This is a genomic window from Streptomyces sp. NBC_00335 (assembly GCF_036127095.1).
Classification (GTDB): domain Bacteria; phylum Actinomycetota; class Actinomycetes; order Streptomycetales; family Streptomycetaceae; genus Streptomyces.
On sequence record NZ_CP108006.1, the window covers coordinates 2,089,745 to 2,104,490 of the forward strand.

The window sequence follows — 14,746 nt, forward strand, 5'->3', positions numbered from 1 at the left end:
CTCAGGGGAGCTGGCGGTGGACGTCTTCCAGGAACTTCCAGCCGGCAACGGTATGGCGTCTGCGCACGAAGGGCCGCGGCGGCACCACCACTTCCACCGAGTCCCCCTGAAGCGTGAGCAGGCCGATGCCGTAGAAGTCCGCGCGCAGCACGGCATCATCCTTGCGCCGCAATACGCCGTCCACCACCACCGCGCGAGAACAGAACGGAGTAAATCGCTCGGCCTTCTCCATCCCCGACTCCCAGCTGCGGCCGGGCACGAACGCCATGTCGATGTGGACAGGCTGCGCCGCGCGACGGGTGATCGACCCGTCCCTGCGGACCGCCGCGCCTTTCGGAAGGGACTTCAGCACCCGCCGCTCCCTCTCGCTCAAGGAGCTGGCAGGAACCGGCTCGCCCAGGGGCAGCGACATGAGGAGATCCAGCACGTCAGGCCGCGTCAGCGGCGGCATCCCTTCGGCTGCCCGCCGCTCCCGCTCAAGCGCGTCATGCCGATAGGCCACAACAGCTTCCGTCCCGAAGGCTTCGACAAGCGCGAGCTTCGCCTCGCGGGGCACGAGGTCGCAGGGAGCCAGCGCACCTGCGACGACATCCATCTGCTCTCGCGCCACGACCGACATGAACCAACCCGCTCTCGTTTCGAACTGACACCCTCGCCTGCGGAGCGTCTGCACGCCCCTGCTTACCCTCAGGCACCCATCACCGGAAGCACGAGCGGCTCACGTTCACACGATCCACTCGCCAATCCCCTGCTGGCCGCAGCCGAGCGGGACCGACACCCCTAACCCGCCTTCCCCTGACCAAGACACGGGAACGCCTCAGCACGGACGGCCCAGGCTAGTACGGGCAGTCGTACGCCCGGCGGCCGCCTCCTCAGATGATCGCGAGATGGCCAGCACCCGTCATAGTCCGGCCAGCAAGCGTCCACGGCGGCCACCAACGAACGACTGCGAGCCTAGCCACCACAGGCGGCCATGCCTACATCTGTCCGAATCTTCATCCAGCCTGCCAACCCCCTTCCCCTTCCACCCCCGCCAGGCGGAGTGCGGCTGCGAGCATGCCTGTGCAGGCATTCGCACGGTGGGGAGTTCAGGTGCCATGAGAGCTCAACGAACGGCAGCAACAGGTGCTGCAATGGGTCGCCCGAGGCTGCCCTGACGGCGTGTGGGAAGGAACCGGGCACAAACTCAGCTGCCAAGCCCTGCACAGCCGCGGACTGGTCAAAGTCTCCAGGAGCCAGGGGCGGTGGTCCGTCGCCCTCACCAAGGCCGGCCAGCAATACCTGGACCACGGATCCCATCCCCCGGAACAGCCTCGGGGCAAAGACACCGCTCCCGCGCCGCAGACCGGAATCCAGCCACCCGACGTGGCCAAGAGCAAAAAGTCCAGCGGCCAGGCGGCTGCGCCCGTACCGGTTCAGCGAACGAGCTCCCTTCCGCGGAAGAAGGCCAAGACCGTCACGGAACAGCTCCTGGAAGAGCTCGCAGAAGCCGGCCGCGTCGTCAAACGCGAAGCCAGCGGTCGGGAGACCGAGAAATGGCCGATCCGTGTTGCCGCAGCACGGCGGTCGGGAAAGATCCCTGCAACCAAGGAACTGCACGCCGGCTGGTGCCGCGACGGATACGAAATCCGGCTGGTCGACACCCCAGCCTGGCCCTTGGCCGTACTGTCACCCGTTGCCGTACCGGCACGGCTCCCCACTCCACACCCCGTGGTCAGAGCTCTGCAGGCGCACTCCCAGCCCATGGCACTGACCAAAGCCGTGCAGGGCAGAGCCTTCTGCCTCATCCACGCACTGCTCACCGCAACGCAGAAGCTGGGGTATGTCAGCGCGTTCGGTACGGCCGAGAGTGCACCCGCCCCTCACCGCCGGCGCGGCGGCTCTCCCCACTTCACCATCACAGCCCAGGGCCAGCGATGCGATTTCCTCATCCTGCAAGAACAGGACCGGACCGACCACATTCCCACGAAGAAGGAGCTCTCGGACGCCGAGAAGCACTCCTGGGTGCGGATTCCTCGGTACGAATACTCCCCCGCTGAACGCCTGAGGATCTGCATCAGCGGCGGGTCACGACACAGGGCCGACGAGTGGGCCGACACGGCCGCACGCCCTCTTGAGCACCAGCTCGCCGAAATCGTGCAGGAAGTGGGGCTCAGGGGTGAGGCTGCCGAACACAAACGGCTGGCCGACCTGGAGGCCGCACGGGAGAAGCGGCTCCGGTGGGAAGCCGCTATGGAACAGGCAAAGATCGACTACGCCGAGGCAGTCCGTATCCAGCGACTCGAAGCACAAGAGAAGGCATGGCGTCGCGCAGCGGACCTGGCCGAGTACATCGACGCCCTCCGCCTCCACACACAGAACCTGCCGACTGGTACGGAGAGGGACGGAGCCGAGGCATGGATCGCTTGGGCCTCGGGCCACGTGCAGCGGCTGGACCCACTCAACGGGACGCTCCGCCTGCCGGATATTCCCGAACCTCGCGCCGACGATCTCCAGCCGTTCCTGCACGGATGGAACCCCTACGGGCCCGGCTTCTAGAAGCAAGGCACCTTGACAATGTCACGGAACGTGTTCGGCGCGGTCGGTCAGAATCTGGTTCCAACACGGACCGACTCGACTGCCCAACGCCAAGAAGGGCACCTCCCTTGGCAAGATCACAAGCTGCCGTGGGAGGCGCCCATCCATTACTGACGAAGCGTCAGGATTTTCCGATCGCGTGCGTCAAACGTGCGTCACGAGCGTCGAATCAGCGTCAAGATATCGCCCACAACGCCCACAGCGCACATAACGCACCCTGCTCTAACCTGCAGGTCAGAGGCCCTTTCCAACGGGCTCAAGGATCGCGACACACTCGACATGCTGGGTCATCGGGAAGAGGTCGAAGGCGCGCAGGGTGCGGACCTTGTAGCCCGCCTCCTGGAAGTACGCCAGGTCGCGGGCCAGGGCCGCCGGGTCGCAGGCCACGTAGGCGATGCGGCGCGGGGTGAGGCCGGCTACCTGGCGGACCGTCTGCTTGCCCGCGCCCGCGCGGGGCGGGTCCAGGACGACCAGGTCGCACTCGGTGATGCCGGTCTTCGGGAGGATCTGCTCGACCTTGCCCTGCTCGATGCGGACGCGGGGGAAGTCCGTGAGGTTGTGCCGGGCGTCCTCCACCGCGCGCTTCGTGGACTCGATGCCGAGGACGGCACCCGTCTCGCCGAGGCGTTCCGCGAGGGCGCCCGCGAAGATGCCGACGCCGCAGTAGAGGTCGAGTGCCATCTCGCCCTTGCGCGGCATCAGGCCCTGCATGACGGCCTTGATCAGGGTGTCCGCGGCCTGGGGGTGGACCTGCCAGAAGCCGCCCATGCCCACGCGGTACGTACGGCCGTCCGCGCGCTCGCGCACGAAGGGGCGGCCGTGGACGCGGTGGACTCCGCCGTCCTTCTCCTCGACGCGCAGGACCGAGACCGGCTTGTCGAGCTCGACGAGGGGGAGGCGGCCGCCGGGGCGCGGGGTCAGGACGACCTGGCGGTCGCCGGAGCCGGTCGCGGCGATGGCCTCGACGGTCTCCATCTGGGGCCAGTCCTGCTGCTCGATGCCGAGCTCGGTGACGCCGGGCGCCGCGATCATGCAGTGGTCGACCGGCTGGATGTCGTGCGAGCGGTGCTTGCGCAGGCCCACGACGCCGTCCTCGTCGATCGCGTACTGCACGCGGGTGCGCCACTGCGGGACCTGCCCGGCGGGCACCTTGTCGCCCTCGGCCGGCATGACCGTACCGTCCCAGCCGGCCTGCTCCGGGGTGAGCCCGGCGAGCCGCAGCAGCTGCTCGGCGATGACCTCGCCCTTGAGCCGGCGCTGGGCGCCGGGCTTGGCGTGCTGCCAGTCGCAGCCGCCGCACGCGCCGGGGCCGGCGTACGGGCAGGGGGCCTCGACGCGGTCCTTGGAGGGGTCGAGGACGGTGATGGCGTCGGCGCGCAGGAAGCGGGAGTCGACGTCTCCCTCGGTCACCCGCGCGATGATCTTCTCGCCGGGCAGGGTGTGCCGGACGAACAGGACACGCCCCTCGGCGGTGCGGGCGATGCAGTGCCCGCCGTGCGCGACGGGGCCGACCTCGACCTCGTACTCCTCCCCCACCAGTGACTGCTTCTCGTTCTGCTCGCTCGTCATGGTGGGGAGACTCCAAGGAGATGTGGATCAGAAGATCAGAATCGAAAAGGAACGGCCGGACGACCGACCCACCAGTTTACGTGGATCTCGTCCGGCCGTTCGCCACTCCGACGCGGGGGCTGCGGACCTACTTCCCCGCCGGGTCCTTCGGACGCGGACGCGGGGTGTCGACCGGCCCGCGGCGCACCGCGCCCGGGGCGTTCCACTCCGCGCGCTTCTTCGCCCGCTTCTTCGCCAGCTCCGAGGACTCCAGCTGGTAGGGCACCGAGGTGACCATCACGCCGGGGGTGAAGAGCAGCCGGCCCTTGAGGCGCAGCGCGCTCTGGTTGTGGAGGAGGTGTTCGTACCAGCGGCCGACGACGTACTCGGGGATGTACACGCTGACGGCGTCGCGCGGGTTCTCGCTGCGCAGGCCCTTGACGTACTCGACGACCGGGCGGGTGATCTCGCGGTACGGGGAGTCCAGGATCTTGAGCGGAACGTTGATGCCGCGCCGCTCCCACTCCTCGCGCAGGGCCTTGGTCTCGGCCGGGTCGACGCTGATGCTGAGCGCCTCCAGCCGGTCCGAGCGGGTCAGCTTGGCGAAGGCCAGGGCCCGCAGGGTGGGCTTGTGGACCTTGGAGACCAGGACGATGGAGTGGACCCGCGAGGGGCGCACGCTGTCGTCGCTGGGGCCCTCGGCGGCGGCGATCTCCTCGGAGACCCGGTCGTAGTGCTTGCGGATCGCGGACATCGTTCCGTAGAAGATGACCATGCCGAGCAGGGCGACCCAGGCGCCGTGGGTGAACTTGGTGGCCAGGACGACCACCAGCACCATGCCGGTGAAGAAGGCGCCGAAGGTGTTGATCGCCCGGGACCGGTGCATCCGGCGGCGGGCGGCCGGGTCGCGCTCCGCGCGCAGGTGGCGGTTCCAGTGCCGGACCATGCCGATCTGGCTCAGCGTGAAGGAGACGAAGACGCCGACGATGTAGAGCTGGATCAGCTTCGTCGAGTCGGCGTCGTAGATCCACACGAGCAGCATCGCGGCGCCCGCGAGCAGCACGATGCCGTTGGAGAAGGCGAGGCGGTCGCCGCGGGTGTGCAGCTGGCGCGGCAGGTAGCGGTCCTGGGCGAGGATCGAGCCGAGCAGCGGGAAGCCGTTGTACGCGGTGTTCGCGGCGAGGAAGAGGACCAGCGCGGTGGCCGCGGCGAGCACGATGAAGAGGAAGCTGCCGTTGCCGAAGACGGCCTCGGCGACCTGGGAGATGACCGGGTGCTGGACGTAGCCGGCGCCGACCGGGGTGCCGTTCTCCAGCAGGTCGACGGCCGGGTTCTCGGCCATCTTGACGTCGGTCGCCATGGCCAGGCCGATGATCCCGCAGAACATGGTGACGGCCAGCAGGCCCATGAGGGCGAGGGTGGTGGCCGCGTTCTTGCTCTTGGGCTTGCGGAAGGCGGGTACGCCGTTGCTGATGGCCTCGACGCCGGTGAGGGCGGCGCAGCCGGAGGAGAAGGCCCGCAGCAGCAGGAAGACCAGGGCGAATCCGGCCAGTCCCTGGTGTTCGGGTTTGATCTCCAGGCCGGCCGTGGGGGCCTCCATGGTGTCGCCCATGACGATGCCGCGCCAGGCGCCCCACGCGATCATGACGAAAACGGCGCCCACGAAAACATAGGTCGGGATGGCGAAGAGCTTCCCGGATTCCTTCATGCCCCGCAGATTCATCAGCGTGAGCAGCAGAATCATGATCACCGCGGAGAGCACTTTGTGCTCGATGACGAAACCGACGGCGGAGCCGAGATTCTCGACGCCGGAGGAGATCGACACGGCGACCGTGAGGACGTAGTCGACGAGCAGGGCGCTCGCGACGGTGAGACCGGCCCGGGGCCCGAGGTTGGTGTTGGCGACCTCGTAGTCACCGCCGCCGCTGGGGTAGGCGTGGACGTTCTGCCGGTAGGAAGCGACCACCGTGAACATCAGCACGACGACCGCGACGGCGATCCAGGGGCTGAAGTGGTACGCCGACACGCCTGCGATCGACAGGACCAGCAGGACCTCGCCGGGGGCATATGCCACCGAGGAGAGCGGGTCGGACGCGAACACGGGGAGGGCGATCCGCTTGGGAAGAAGGGTTTCCCCGAGGCGGTCGCTGCGTAGCGCCCGGCCGATCAGGATCCGTTTGGGCACGTCGGTCAGTTTGGACACGCAGAGGATCGTAAGCGTTCGAAATCAGCCTGACGAACCCCCCACCCCTATAGGACGGGAAGTCCCTTCACATCCATGCCACAGGAGCGCCTCATCCAGGGCACGGGAGCGCCTCATCCAGGGCAAAGGAGCGCCGCCGACCGCGCAAATGGTCACACTGGTGACCGCCCGTGTGTAGCTTGGGCCATGGTCTGAGACCCTGTTAAGCCAGAGCAGCAATGAGGCTGGAACCCAGCGAGCCGCTGACAGCCGGAAGGACGGCCGTGCACATCGTCATTATGGGCTGCGGAAGAGTGGGCTCCGCCCTCGCGCAGACCCTGGAACAGCAGGGGCATACGGTCGCGGTCATCGACCAGGACCCCACCGCATTCCGCCGGCTGGGGGCGTCCTTCGGCGGCCGTCGCGTCACCGGGGTCGGCTTCGACCAGGACACCCTGCGTGAGGCCGGCATCGAGGAGGCGGGCGCCTTCGCCGCGGTGAGCAGTGGTGACAATTCCAACATCATCGCCGCCAGGGTGGCCCGTGAGATGTTCGGCGTCGAGAACGTCGCCGCCCGCATCTACGACCCCAAGCGCGCCGAGGTCTACCAGCGCCTGGGCATCCCCACCGTCGCCACCGTGCGCTGGACGGCCGACCAGATGCTCCGCCGGCTGCTGCCTTCGGGCGCCGAGCCGCTGTGGCGCGACCCGAGCGGCGGTGTCCAGCTCGCGGAGGTGCACACCTCCACCACCTGGATCGGCCAGAAGGTCAGCCGGCTGCAGGAGGAGACCGGCGTCCGCGTCGCCTTCCTCACCCGGCTGGGCGAGGCCATGCTGCCGACGTCGGCGACCGTCCTCCAGGAGGGTGACCTCGTCCACGTGATGATGCGCACGGACGAGATCGACAAGGTGGAGGCCGCCTTCGCCGAGGGTCCTGAGGAGGCACACGCATGAGGGTCGCGATCGCCGGAGCCGGCGCGGTGGGCCGTTCCATCGCGGGCGAGCTCCTGGAGAACGGCCACGAGGTGCTCCTCGTGGACAAGGCCCCGACCGCCATCTCGGTGGAGCGGGTGCCGCAGGCCGAGTGGCTGCTGGCCGACGCCTGCGAGATCACCTCGCTCGACGAGGCGGCGCTCCAGCGCTGCAACGTGGTCATCGCCGCGACCGGCGACGACAAGGTCAACCTGGTCGTCTCCCTCCTCGCCAAGACCGAGTACGGGGTCCCCCGGGTCGTGGCGCGGGTGAACAACCCGAAGAACGAATGGCTCTTCAACGAGTCCTGGGGCGTCGACGTCGCCGTTTCCACGCCGCGCCTGATGTCGGCGCTGGTCGAGGAAGCCGTCAGCGTCGGCGACCTGGTCCGGCTGCTGCGCTTCAGCCACGGCGACGCCAACCTCGTCGAGCTGACCCTGCCCGCCGACTCCCAGGTCGCGGGCAAGCAGATCAGCGAGATCACCTGGCCCGAGGACACCTCGCTGGTCACGATCATCCGGGGCAACCGGGTGCTCACGCCGCACGGCGAGGAGACCCTGGAGCCGGGCGACGAGCTCCTCTTCGTGGCCGCCCAGGCCCGCGAGGAGCAGCTGGAGGACCTCCTCCAGGCCGCGGACTGACCTGCGGTCCCGCTGAACCGCCGAAGGGGCGGCTGACCATCACGGTCAGCCGCCCCTTCGTACATCCCCGGGCGTACGAGCCTGCGTGCGCGGCCGGGCCGGTCTGCGCGGCGGCGCCCTGCGAGGCCGTCCCCTACCCGCCCTTCCACCGTTCCCCGGGCTGCGCCCGGACCCCGCGCCTCAAACGCCGGCGGGGCTGATCTAGCCCTTCGCCGCCTTCGCCGCCTTGGCCGCCTTCGCCGCCTTCTCCGCGGCCTCCTCCGCCTCCCACTCCGCGATCACGTTGATCGGCGGCGGCGCCTGCGCCAGGAACAGCCAGGTGAAGTACACCGCGAGCACCATCGGCGGCAGCTTCAGCGCGATCAGCACCCAGCCGAGCTGCGTCGCGTCGCCCCACCAGTACAGCGGGAAGAGGATCGCGTACTTCGCGAGGAAGATCAGGCCCCAGGCCAGGCTGGCCTTGACGTACGCCTTCTTGCGCCCGGGATTGCGCGTGCGCCAGGACAGGTTCTCCTTGAAGACCGGTCCCAGGATCACGCCGAGCAGCGGGAAGCCCACCAGTGCGGAGAGCGTGAAGGCCACGCCCAGGCCGGCGCCGTAGATCATGCCGGGCAGGTAGAAGCCCTTCGCGCTGCCCGTGAAGAGGGCGAAGGCCACGCCCACGCCCACGCCGAAGACCCCGCTGAAGGCGTGCTTGACCGTGTCCTTGCGCAGCAGCCGCACGATCACCAGCAGGACCGCGACCGCACCCGCCGCGATGGCGGACAGCTTCACGTCCTTGTTGATCGTGTAGATCATGACGAAGAGCAGCCCGGGGAGCATCGTCTCCACGGTGCCCCGGATGCCGCCGAAGGCGTCGAAGAGTGCGGCCTGCGTGACGGCCTTCTGGTCCGCGGTCGGTTCCGCGGCGGGATCCGTCCCGGGGGTGGTCGGTTTGTCGAGTGACGTCACCGTCAGTGCTCCTGTCCGAGCGGTCGGAGTTCGTACTTCGGGTTGAAGAGCACCCGACGGCCGTGGCTCATCGAGATCCGCCCGGAGGCGATCATGCGACGGCCGGGTTCGATTCCCACGATCGAGCGACGTCCGAGCCAGACGACGTCCAGCGCGGCCGAGCCGTCGAACAGCTCTGCCTCCAGGGCGGGGACGCCCGCGCGCGGCCGCAGGGTGACGGTCCGCAGGGTCCCGGTCACCTTCACTATCTGACGGTCGTGGCAGTCGCAGATCCGCGTGCACCCCGCGGCTTCTGCGTCCTCCTGCAGCTCCGCCGAATGCAGCTCCTCCTGGGAGGTGGACAGCCGCTCTATCATCCGGCGGAACCTGCCCGCGGGCCTGGCGGGCTTCGCCGGCTTCACGGGCTTCTCGGGACGCGGTTCAGCACTCATACAGGAAGCGTACCGGCGCCCCCACTACCTCTCGAAGCGGTATCCCATGCCCGGTTCGGTGATGAAGTGGATCGGGTGCGAGGGGTCCGCCTCCAGTTTGCGCCGCAGCTGGGCCATGTAGACCCGCAGGTAGTTGGTCTCGGTACCGTACGAGGGCCCCCAGACCTCCTGGAGGAGCTGCTTCTGGCTGACCAGTTTGCCGCCGTTGCGCACCAGCACCTCCAGCAGGTGCCACTCGGTGGGCGTCAGGCGTACGTCGCGGCCGGCGCGCACCGCCTTCTTCGCCGCGAGGTCCACCGTGAAGGTCTCGGTCTCGACCATCACCTCGTCCTCGCCGGCTCCGGCGCCCGGTTCCGCCCGCCGGACGGCCGCGCGCAGCCGGGCGAGCAGCTCGTCCATGCCGAAGGGCTTGGTGACGTAGTCGTCGGCGCCCGCGTCCAGGGCCTCGACCTTCTCGTCGGAGCTGTGCCGGGCGGAGAGGACCAGGATCGGGACCCGGGTCCAGCCGCGCAGCCCCTTGATCACCTCGACCCCGTCCATGTCGGGCAGGCCCAGGTCCAGGACGACCACGTCGGGGTGGCGGGCGGCCGCCAGTTCCAGGGCGCTCGCCCCGTCGGCGGCCGCGTCGACCTCGTACTTGCGTGCCTTCAGGTTGATCACGAGGGCTCGGACGATCTGGGGTTCGTCGTCCACCACGAGCACCCGGGTCATTGAGGTCCTGCCTTCTGTCGTATCGAATCGAGATCGAGATCCATCGGGTGCCCCCCGGCCCCGCCCGGCGCGCTGCGCCCCTCGCCGTCCACGCTCACGTGGATCTGCGGGCGCCCGCCGGTGGCCGCGCGCAGGGTGAGCACCATCGTGAGCCCGCCCCCGGGGGTGTCCTCGGCCTCCAGGGTGCCGCCCATGGCCTCGGCGAAGCCGCGCGCGACGGCCAGTCCGAGCCCGACCCCGGCACCGCGGGGCGCGTCGCCGTGCCGCTGGAAGGGGGCGAAGATCCGGTCCTTGGCCTCGTCGGGCACGCCCGGCCCGCGGTCCACGACCCGTACCTCGACCCGGTCGCCGAGGAAGCTGGCCGCCACCAGCACCTGCTCGCCCGGTGGGCTGTACTTCACCGCGTTCTCCACCACGTTGGCCACGGTCCGCTCCAGCAGCCCGGGGTCCACCGCCACCATGGGCAGGGTCTCGGGGACGTCCAGCAGCACGCTGTCCTCGGGTACGCCGCCCAGCGCCATCGGGACCACCTCGTCGAGGTCGATCTCGCGGATCAGCGGGGTGACGGTGCCGGTCTGGAGCCGTGACATGTCGAGGAGGTTGCCCACGAGGTGGTCGAGCCGGTCGGCGCCGTCCTCGATGCCCTCCAGGAGCTCGGCGCGGTCCTCCTCGGACCATTCCACGTCGGCGGAGCGCAGGGAGCTCACGGAGGCCTTGATGGAGGCCAGGGGCGTACGCAGGTCATGGCTGACGGCGGCCAGCAGCGCGGTCCGGATCCGGTTGCCCTCCGCCATCCGCCGGGCCTCCTCCGCCTCTCCGACCAGCCGCTGCCGGTCGAGCACGACGGCGGCCTGGGCGGCGAAGGCGCCGAGCACGCGGCGGTCCTCGGCGGGCAGCACCCGCCCGGACAGGGCCAGCGCCATGTGGTCGCCGATCGGCATGTCCACGTCGGCGTCCTCGGGGCGCGCGACCGGGTTCGGGCCGACGCTGCCGGCCGGCCGCCAGGGCTCGACGTCGCTCTCGCGCTCCAGCAGGGCCACCGACTCCATGGCGAAGGTCTCGCGGACCCGTTCCAGCAGCGCGTCCAGGGTGGTCTCGCCGCGCAGCACGCTGCCTGCGAGGAAGGAGAGGATCTCGGATTCGGCGCGCAGCCGGGCGGCCTGGTGGGTGCGGCGGGCGGCGGCGTCGACGACGGAGGCCACGGAGCCCGCGACGCCGAAGAAGACGGCGATGGCGACGATGTTCTTGGGGTCCGAGATGGTGAAGCGGTGCAGGGGCGGGGCGAAGTAGTAGTTCAGGAGCAGGGAGCCGACGGCGGCGGAGGCCAGCGCCGGCCAGAGCCCGCCGAGCAGGGCGGCGGCCACGGTCAGGGCCAGGAACAGCAGCATCTCGTTGGCGAGCCCGGGGTCGCTGTCGATGTGCGTCAGCAGGGTCGCGAGCCCCAGCGGCAGGGCCACCCCGACCAGCCAGCCGGCCAGCAGCCGGGTCCGGCCGAGCCGGGCCGCCGAGCGGGCCACGGGCCGCAGGCCCCGGCCCTTGGCCACCTCCTCGTGCGTGACGATGTGCACGTCGAGGTCGGGCCCCGAGTCACGGGCGACCGTGGCGCCGACGCCGGGGCCGAACACGTACCGCCACGAGCGGTGGCGGCTGGATCCGAGCACGATCTGGGTGGCGTTGACCCCGCGGGCGAATTCGAGGAGCGCCTCGGGGACGTTGTCGCCGATCACATGGTGAAACGTTCCGCCGAGGTCCTCCACCAGCGTCCGCTGGACCGCGAGCTCCTTGGGCGAGGCCGCGGTCAGTCCGTCGCTGCGGGCGATGTAGACGGCCAGGATCTCGCTGCCGGAGCCCTTGGCCGCCACCCTGGAGGCCCGCCGGATGAGGGTGCGCCCCTCGGGTCCCCCGGTGAGGCCCACGACGATCCGCTCGCGTGCCTGCCAGGTGGAGCGGATGTTGTGCTCGCCCCGGTACTGCTGGAGGTACTCGTCGGCCCGGTCGGCGACCCAGAGCAGCGCGAGCTCGCGCAGCGCGGTCAGGTTCCCGGGGCGGAAGTAGTTGGACAGGGCCGCGTCGACCTTGTCGGACTTGTAGATGTTGCCGTGCGCCATGCGGCGGCGCAGGGCCTGCGGGGACATGTCGACCAGCTCGATCTGGTCGGCGCGGCGCACCACCTCGTCGGGGACGGTCTCCCGCTGCCGCACGCCGGTGATCGACTCCACCACGTCGCCCAGGGACTCCAGGTGCTGGATGTTGACGGTGGAGATCACGTCGATCCCGGCCCGCAGCAGCTCCTCCACGTCCTGCCAGCGCTTGGCGTTGCGCGAGCCCGGCACGTTGGTGTGCGCCAGTTCGTCCACCAGGGCTATGGCGGGCTTGCGGGCCAGCAGGGAGTCGACGTCCATCTCGGTGAAGGCGGCGCCCCGGTAGACGAGCTCCTTGCGCTCCACCTGCTCCAGGCCGTGCAGCATGACCTCGGTGCGCGGCCGCCCGTGGTGCTCGACGAAGCCCACGACGCAGTCGGCGCCGCGCTCGACCCGGCGGTGGCCCTCGGAGAGCATGGCGTACGTCTTGCCCACGCCGGGGGCCGAGCCGAGATAGATCCTGAGCTTGCCGCGTCCCATGCGCCCATTCTCAGGGACGTCCGCCCCGTTCACGCGCCGATGACCGGGTGTGGGCGGATCTCTGACGGTTCCCTGACACCCCCGGGCACGGGGAAGGTCGTACGGCCGTGTCCGCGGCCGCGGACACGGCTGAGGACACGGCTGTGGGCCGCACCCCCGCAGGAGTACGGCCCACGGCCGCAAGCGATCGAGCCGGGGTCAGCGGACCTCGGTGATCTCCGGGCCGCGCTCCAGCTGGCCCATGCCACCGCCGAAGCGGGAGCCTTCCTGGTCCCCGGCCTCCTCGGTCTGCACGCCGTCCGGCACCATCTGCGCGTCGTTCGGCAGCTTCAGGACGATCGGGTCGCGCGGGGCCATCGGGCCCTCGCCGCGGACCACGACGGTGTCCAGGAAGATCCGCTCCAGCACCCCGGCCGACTCGGGACGCACCGCGCCCTGGCCGGAGATGACACCGCGCAGGAACCAGCGCGGACCGTCCACACCGACGAAGCGGACCAGCTGGGCGCCGGTCTGCCCGTCCGGGAGCGGTACGGGGACCTGCGCGCGCAGCTCCCAGCCCAGCGGACCCTCGACCTCGTCGATGATGCCGCCCTGCTTGGTGATGCCCTCGGCGATCTCCTCGCGGACCTCGCCCCAGATGCCTTCCTTGCGGGGCGCGGCGAAGGCCTGCAGCTGCACGGCACTGTCGCCGAGCACCACGGTCGCGGCGACGATCGCGTCCCCGGCGACCTCGACCCGCAGCTCCATGCCCTCGACACCCGGTACGAGGATGCCGCCGAGGTCGACCCGGCCCTCCTCGGGGTTGCCGGGGACCTCGGAGATGTCCCACGGGCCGTCGGGACGCGGGGCCGGCGGCAGGTTCACCCTGCGCGGCTGGACCGCGTCTGTCTCCTCCGTGCCGTCCTGCTCATCGGCACCGACGCCGTCGACGACCTGCTCGGCCGCGCCGCCGTCCTTGACGGAGTCGTTCTTCTTGCGACGTCCGAACACGTCACTGTCCTTCCCGGTCGGATACGACCGAAGCGTAGCCATTCCCACCCTGCTGACCAGCGCCGGATCCGGCCACGGCCGCATGACCACCGGTGGAGCCGAAACCCCCCTCGGCCCGCGCCGAGTCGGGAAGCTGCGCCACCTCGCGGAAGCGCACCTGCTCGACTCGCTGGACAACCAGCTGGGCAATGCGGTCGAAACGCTCGAACCTGACGCTCTCGCGAGGGTCGAGGTTGACCACGATCACCTTGATCTCCCCACGGTACCCGGCATCCACCGTCCCGGGGGCATTCACGAGTGCGAGCCCGCAGCGGGCGGCCAGGCCCGAGCGCGGGTGCACGAAGGCCGCGTACCCCTCGGGCAGTGCGATGGAGATCCCGGTGGGCAGGACCGCCCGCTCCCCCGGCTCCAGCTCCGCGGCCACGGTGGTGACCAGATCGCAGCCGGCGTCGCCGGGGTGCCCGTAGGCCGGAATCGGCACCTCCGGGTCGACGCGCCGGATGGCCACGTCCACGCCGGTGTTGTTCTCAGACATCAGGGGTTCACCTCGAAGGCGCGTGCGCGCCTGACCTGGTCCGGGTCGGCCATCGCCGCCCGGATCTCCTCGGGCCGTCCGTTGTCGATGAAGTGGTCGACCTTCACCTCGATGAAGAGGGCGTCGGCGCGCAGTGCGACCGGTCCCTCGGGTCCGCCTATTCGGCCGACCGCGCTGGAGTAGATCTTCCGGCCGGCGACGGCGGTGACCTCGGCCTCCAGGTACAGCACGGTGTCCACGGGCACGGGCCGGACGAAGTCCGTCTCCAGCCGGCCGGTGACGGCGATGACGCGCAGCAGCCAGTTCAGGGAGCCCAGGGTCTCGTCGAGCGCGGTGGCGAGCACGCCGCCGTGCGCGAGGCCGGGCGCACCCTGGTGGGCGGCCTTGACGGTGAACTCCGCGCTGACGCGCACGCCCTCGCCCGCGCGGGCCTCCAGGTGGAGTCCGTGCGGCTGGCCGCCGCCGCAGCCGAAGCAGTGCTCGTAGTGCGCGCCGAGCAGTTCGCCGGGGGCCGGGGCATCGGGGTGCCGCACCGGCGCCGTGGCATCGGCGGGGGGCGTCAACGCTGTGTTTCGTCCACTCACAGCC

At 70.1% G+C, this 14,746-nt stretch carries 13 protein-coding genes; 3 read left to right on the forward strand and 10 right to left on the reverse strand.

Annotated elements, in window-relative coordinates:
* Window position 1: 1 nt before the first annotated feature.
* Window positions 2-619, reverse strand: a complete 618-nt coding sequence (locus OHA37_RS09305) for a hypothetical protein (protein WP_266903871.1) — start codon at window positions 617-619, stop codon at window positions 2-4.
* A 746-nt stretch (window positions 620-1,365) separates the two neighbouring features.
* Between OHA37_RS09305 and OHA37_RS09310 the strand changes: the two genes are divergently transcribed.
* Window positions 1,366-2,538: a hypothetical protein gene (locus OHA37_RS09310; RefSeq protein ID WP_266903872.1), complete on the forward strand. Its 1,173-nt coding sequence runs from the start codon at window positions 1,366-1,368 to the stop codon at window positions 2,536-2,538.
* Between the two features lie 273 nt (window positions 2,539-2,811).
* Here the strand turns inward: OHA37_RS09310 and OHA37_RS09315 are convergent, their stop codons facing one another.
* On the reverse strand, window positions 2,812-4,146 hold the full coding sequence (locus OHA37_RS09315; protein WP_266903873.1) for a class I SAM-dependent RNA methyltransferase: 1,335 nt from the start codon (window positions 4,144-4,146) through the stop codon (window positions 2,812-2,814).
* Window positions 4,147-4,273: 127 nt separating this feature from the next.
* Complete coding sequence (locus OHA37_RS09320) at window positions 4,274-6,328, reverse strand: APC family permease (protein WP_266903874.1); 2,055 nt, start codon at window positions 6,326-6,328, stop codon at window positions 4,274-4,276.
* Window positions 6,329-6,591: 263 nt separating this feature from the next.
* Between OHA37_RS09320 and OHA37_RS09325 the strand changes: the two genes are divergently transcribed.
* Both OHA37_RS09325 and OHA37_RS09330 read left to right on the forward strand, forming a co-directional pair.
* On the forward strand, window positions 6,592-7,260 hold the full coding sequence (locus OHA37_RS09325) for a potassium channel family protein (RefSeq protein ID WP_266903875.1): 669 nt from the start codon (window positions 6,592-6,594) through the stop codon (window positions 7,258-7,260).
* Window positions 7,257-7,919 (forward strand): potassium channel family protein, encoded by a 663-nt coding sequence (locus OHA37_RS09330; protein WP_214953432.1) that lies wholly within the window; start codon window positions 7,257-7,259, stop codon window positions 7,917-7,919. The genes OHA37_RS09325 and OHA37_RS09330 overlap by 4 nt, the downstream gene beginning before the upstream one ends.
* Before the next feature lie 201 nt (window positions 7,920-8,120).
* Here the strand turns inward: OHA37_RS09330 and OHA37_RS09335 are convergent, their stop codons facing one another.
* The 7 genes from OHA37_RS09335 to OHA37_RS09365 form a co-directional block, all read right to left on the reverse strand.
* A complete protein-coding gene (locus OHA37_RS09335) occupies window positions 8,121-8,870 on the reverse strand; it encodes a DUF3159 domain-containing protein (RefSeq protein ID WP_266903876.1) in 750 nt (249 codons plus the stop codon).
* 2 nt (window positions 8,871-8,872) lie between these two features.
* A complete protein-coding gene (locus OHA37_RS09340; RefSeq protein WP_266903877.1) occupies window positions 8,873-9,301 on the reverse strand; it encodes an OB-fold nucleic acid binding domain-containing protein in 429 nt (142 codons plus the stop codon).
* A 24-nt stretch (window positions 9,302-9,325) separates the two neighbouring features.
* Window positions 9,326-10,012, reverse strand: coding sequence for a response regulator (locus OHA37_RS09345; protein WP_266903878.1), 687 nt, complete (start codon window positions 10,010-10,012; stop codon window positions 9,326-9,328).
* Window positions 10,009-12,633: a sensor histidine kinase gene (locus tag OHA37_RS09350; protein WP_266903879.1), complete on the reverse strand. Its 2,625-nt coding sequence runs from the start codon at window positions 12,631-12,633 to the stop codon at window positions 10,009-10,011. The genes OHA37_RS09345 and OHA37_RS09350 overlap by 4 nt, the downstream gene beginning before the upstream one ends.
* 198 nt (window positions 12,634-12,831) lie before the next feature.
* Window positions 12,832-13,623, reverse strand: coding sequence for a DUF3710 domain-containing protein (locus OHA37_RS09355; protein ID WP_266903880.1), 792 nt, complete (start codon window positions 13,621-13,623; stop codon window positions 12,832-12,834).
* Window position 13,624: 1 nt separating this feature from the next.
* Window positions 13,625-14,158 (reverse strand): dUTP diphosphatase, encoded by a 534-nt coding sequence (dut, locus tag OHA37_RS09360; protein ID WP_266903881.1) that lies wholly within the window; start codon window positions 14,156-14,158, stop codon window positions 13,625-13,627.
* Window positions 14,158-14,742 carry a PaaI family thioesterase gene (locus OHA37_RS09365; RefSeq protein ID WP_266903882.1) on the reverse strand — a complete coding sequence of 195 codons (585 nt, stop codon included), beginning with the start codon at window positions 14,740-14,742 and terminating at the stop codon, window positions 14,158-14,160. The genes dut and OHA37_RS09365 overlap by 1 nt, the downstream gene beginning before the upstream one ends.
* Window positions 14,743-14,746: the final 4 nt, after the last annotated feature.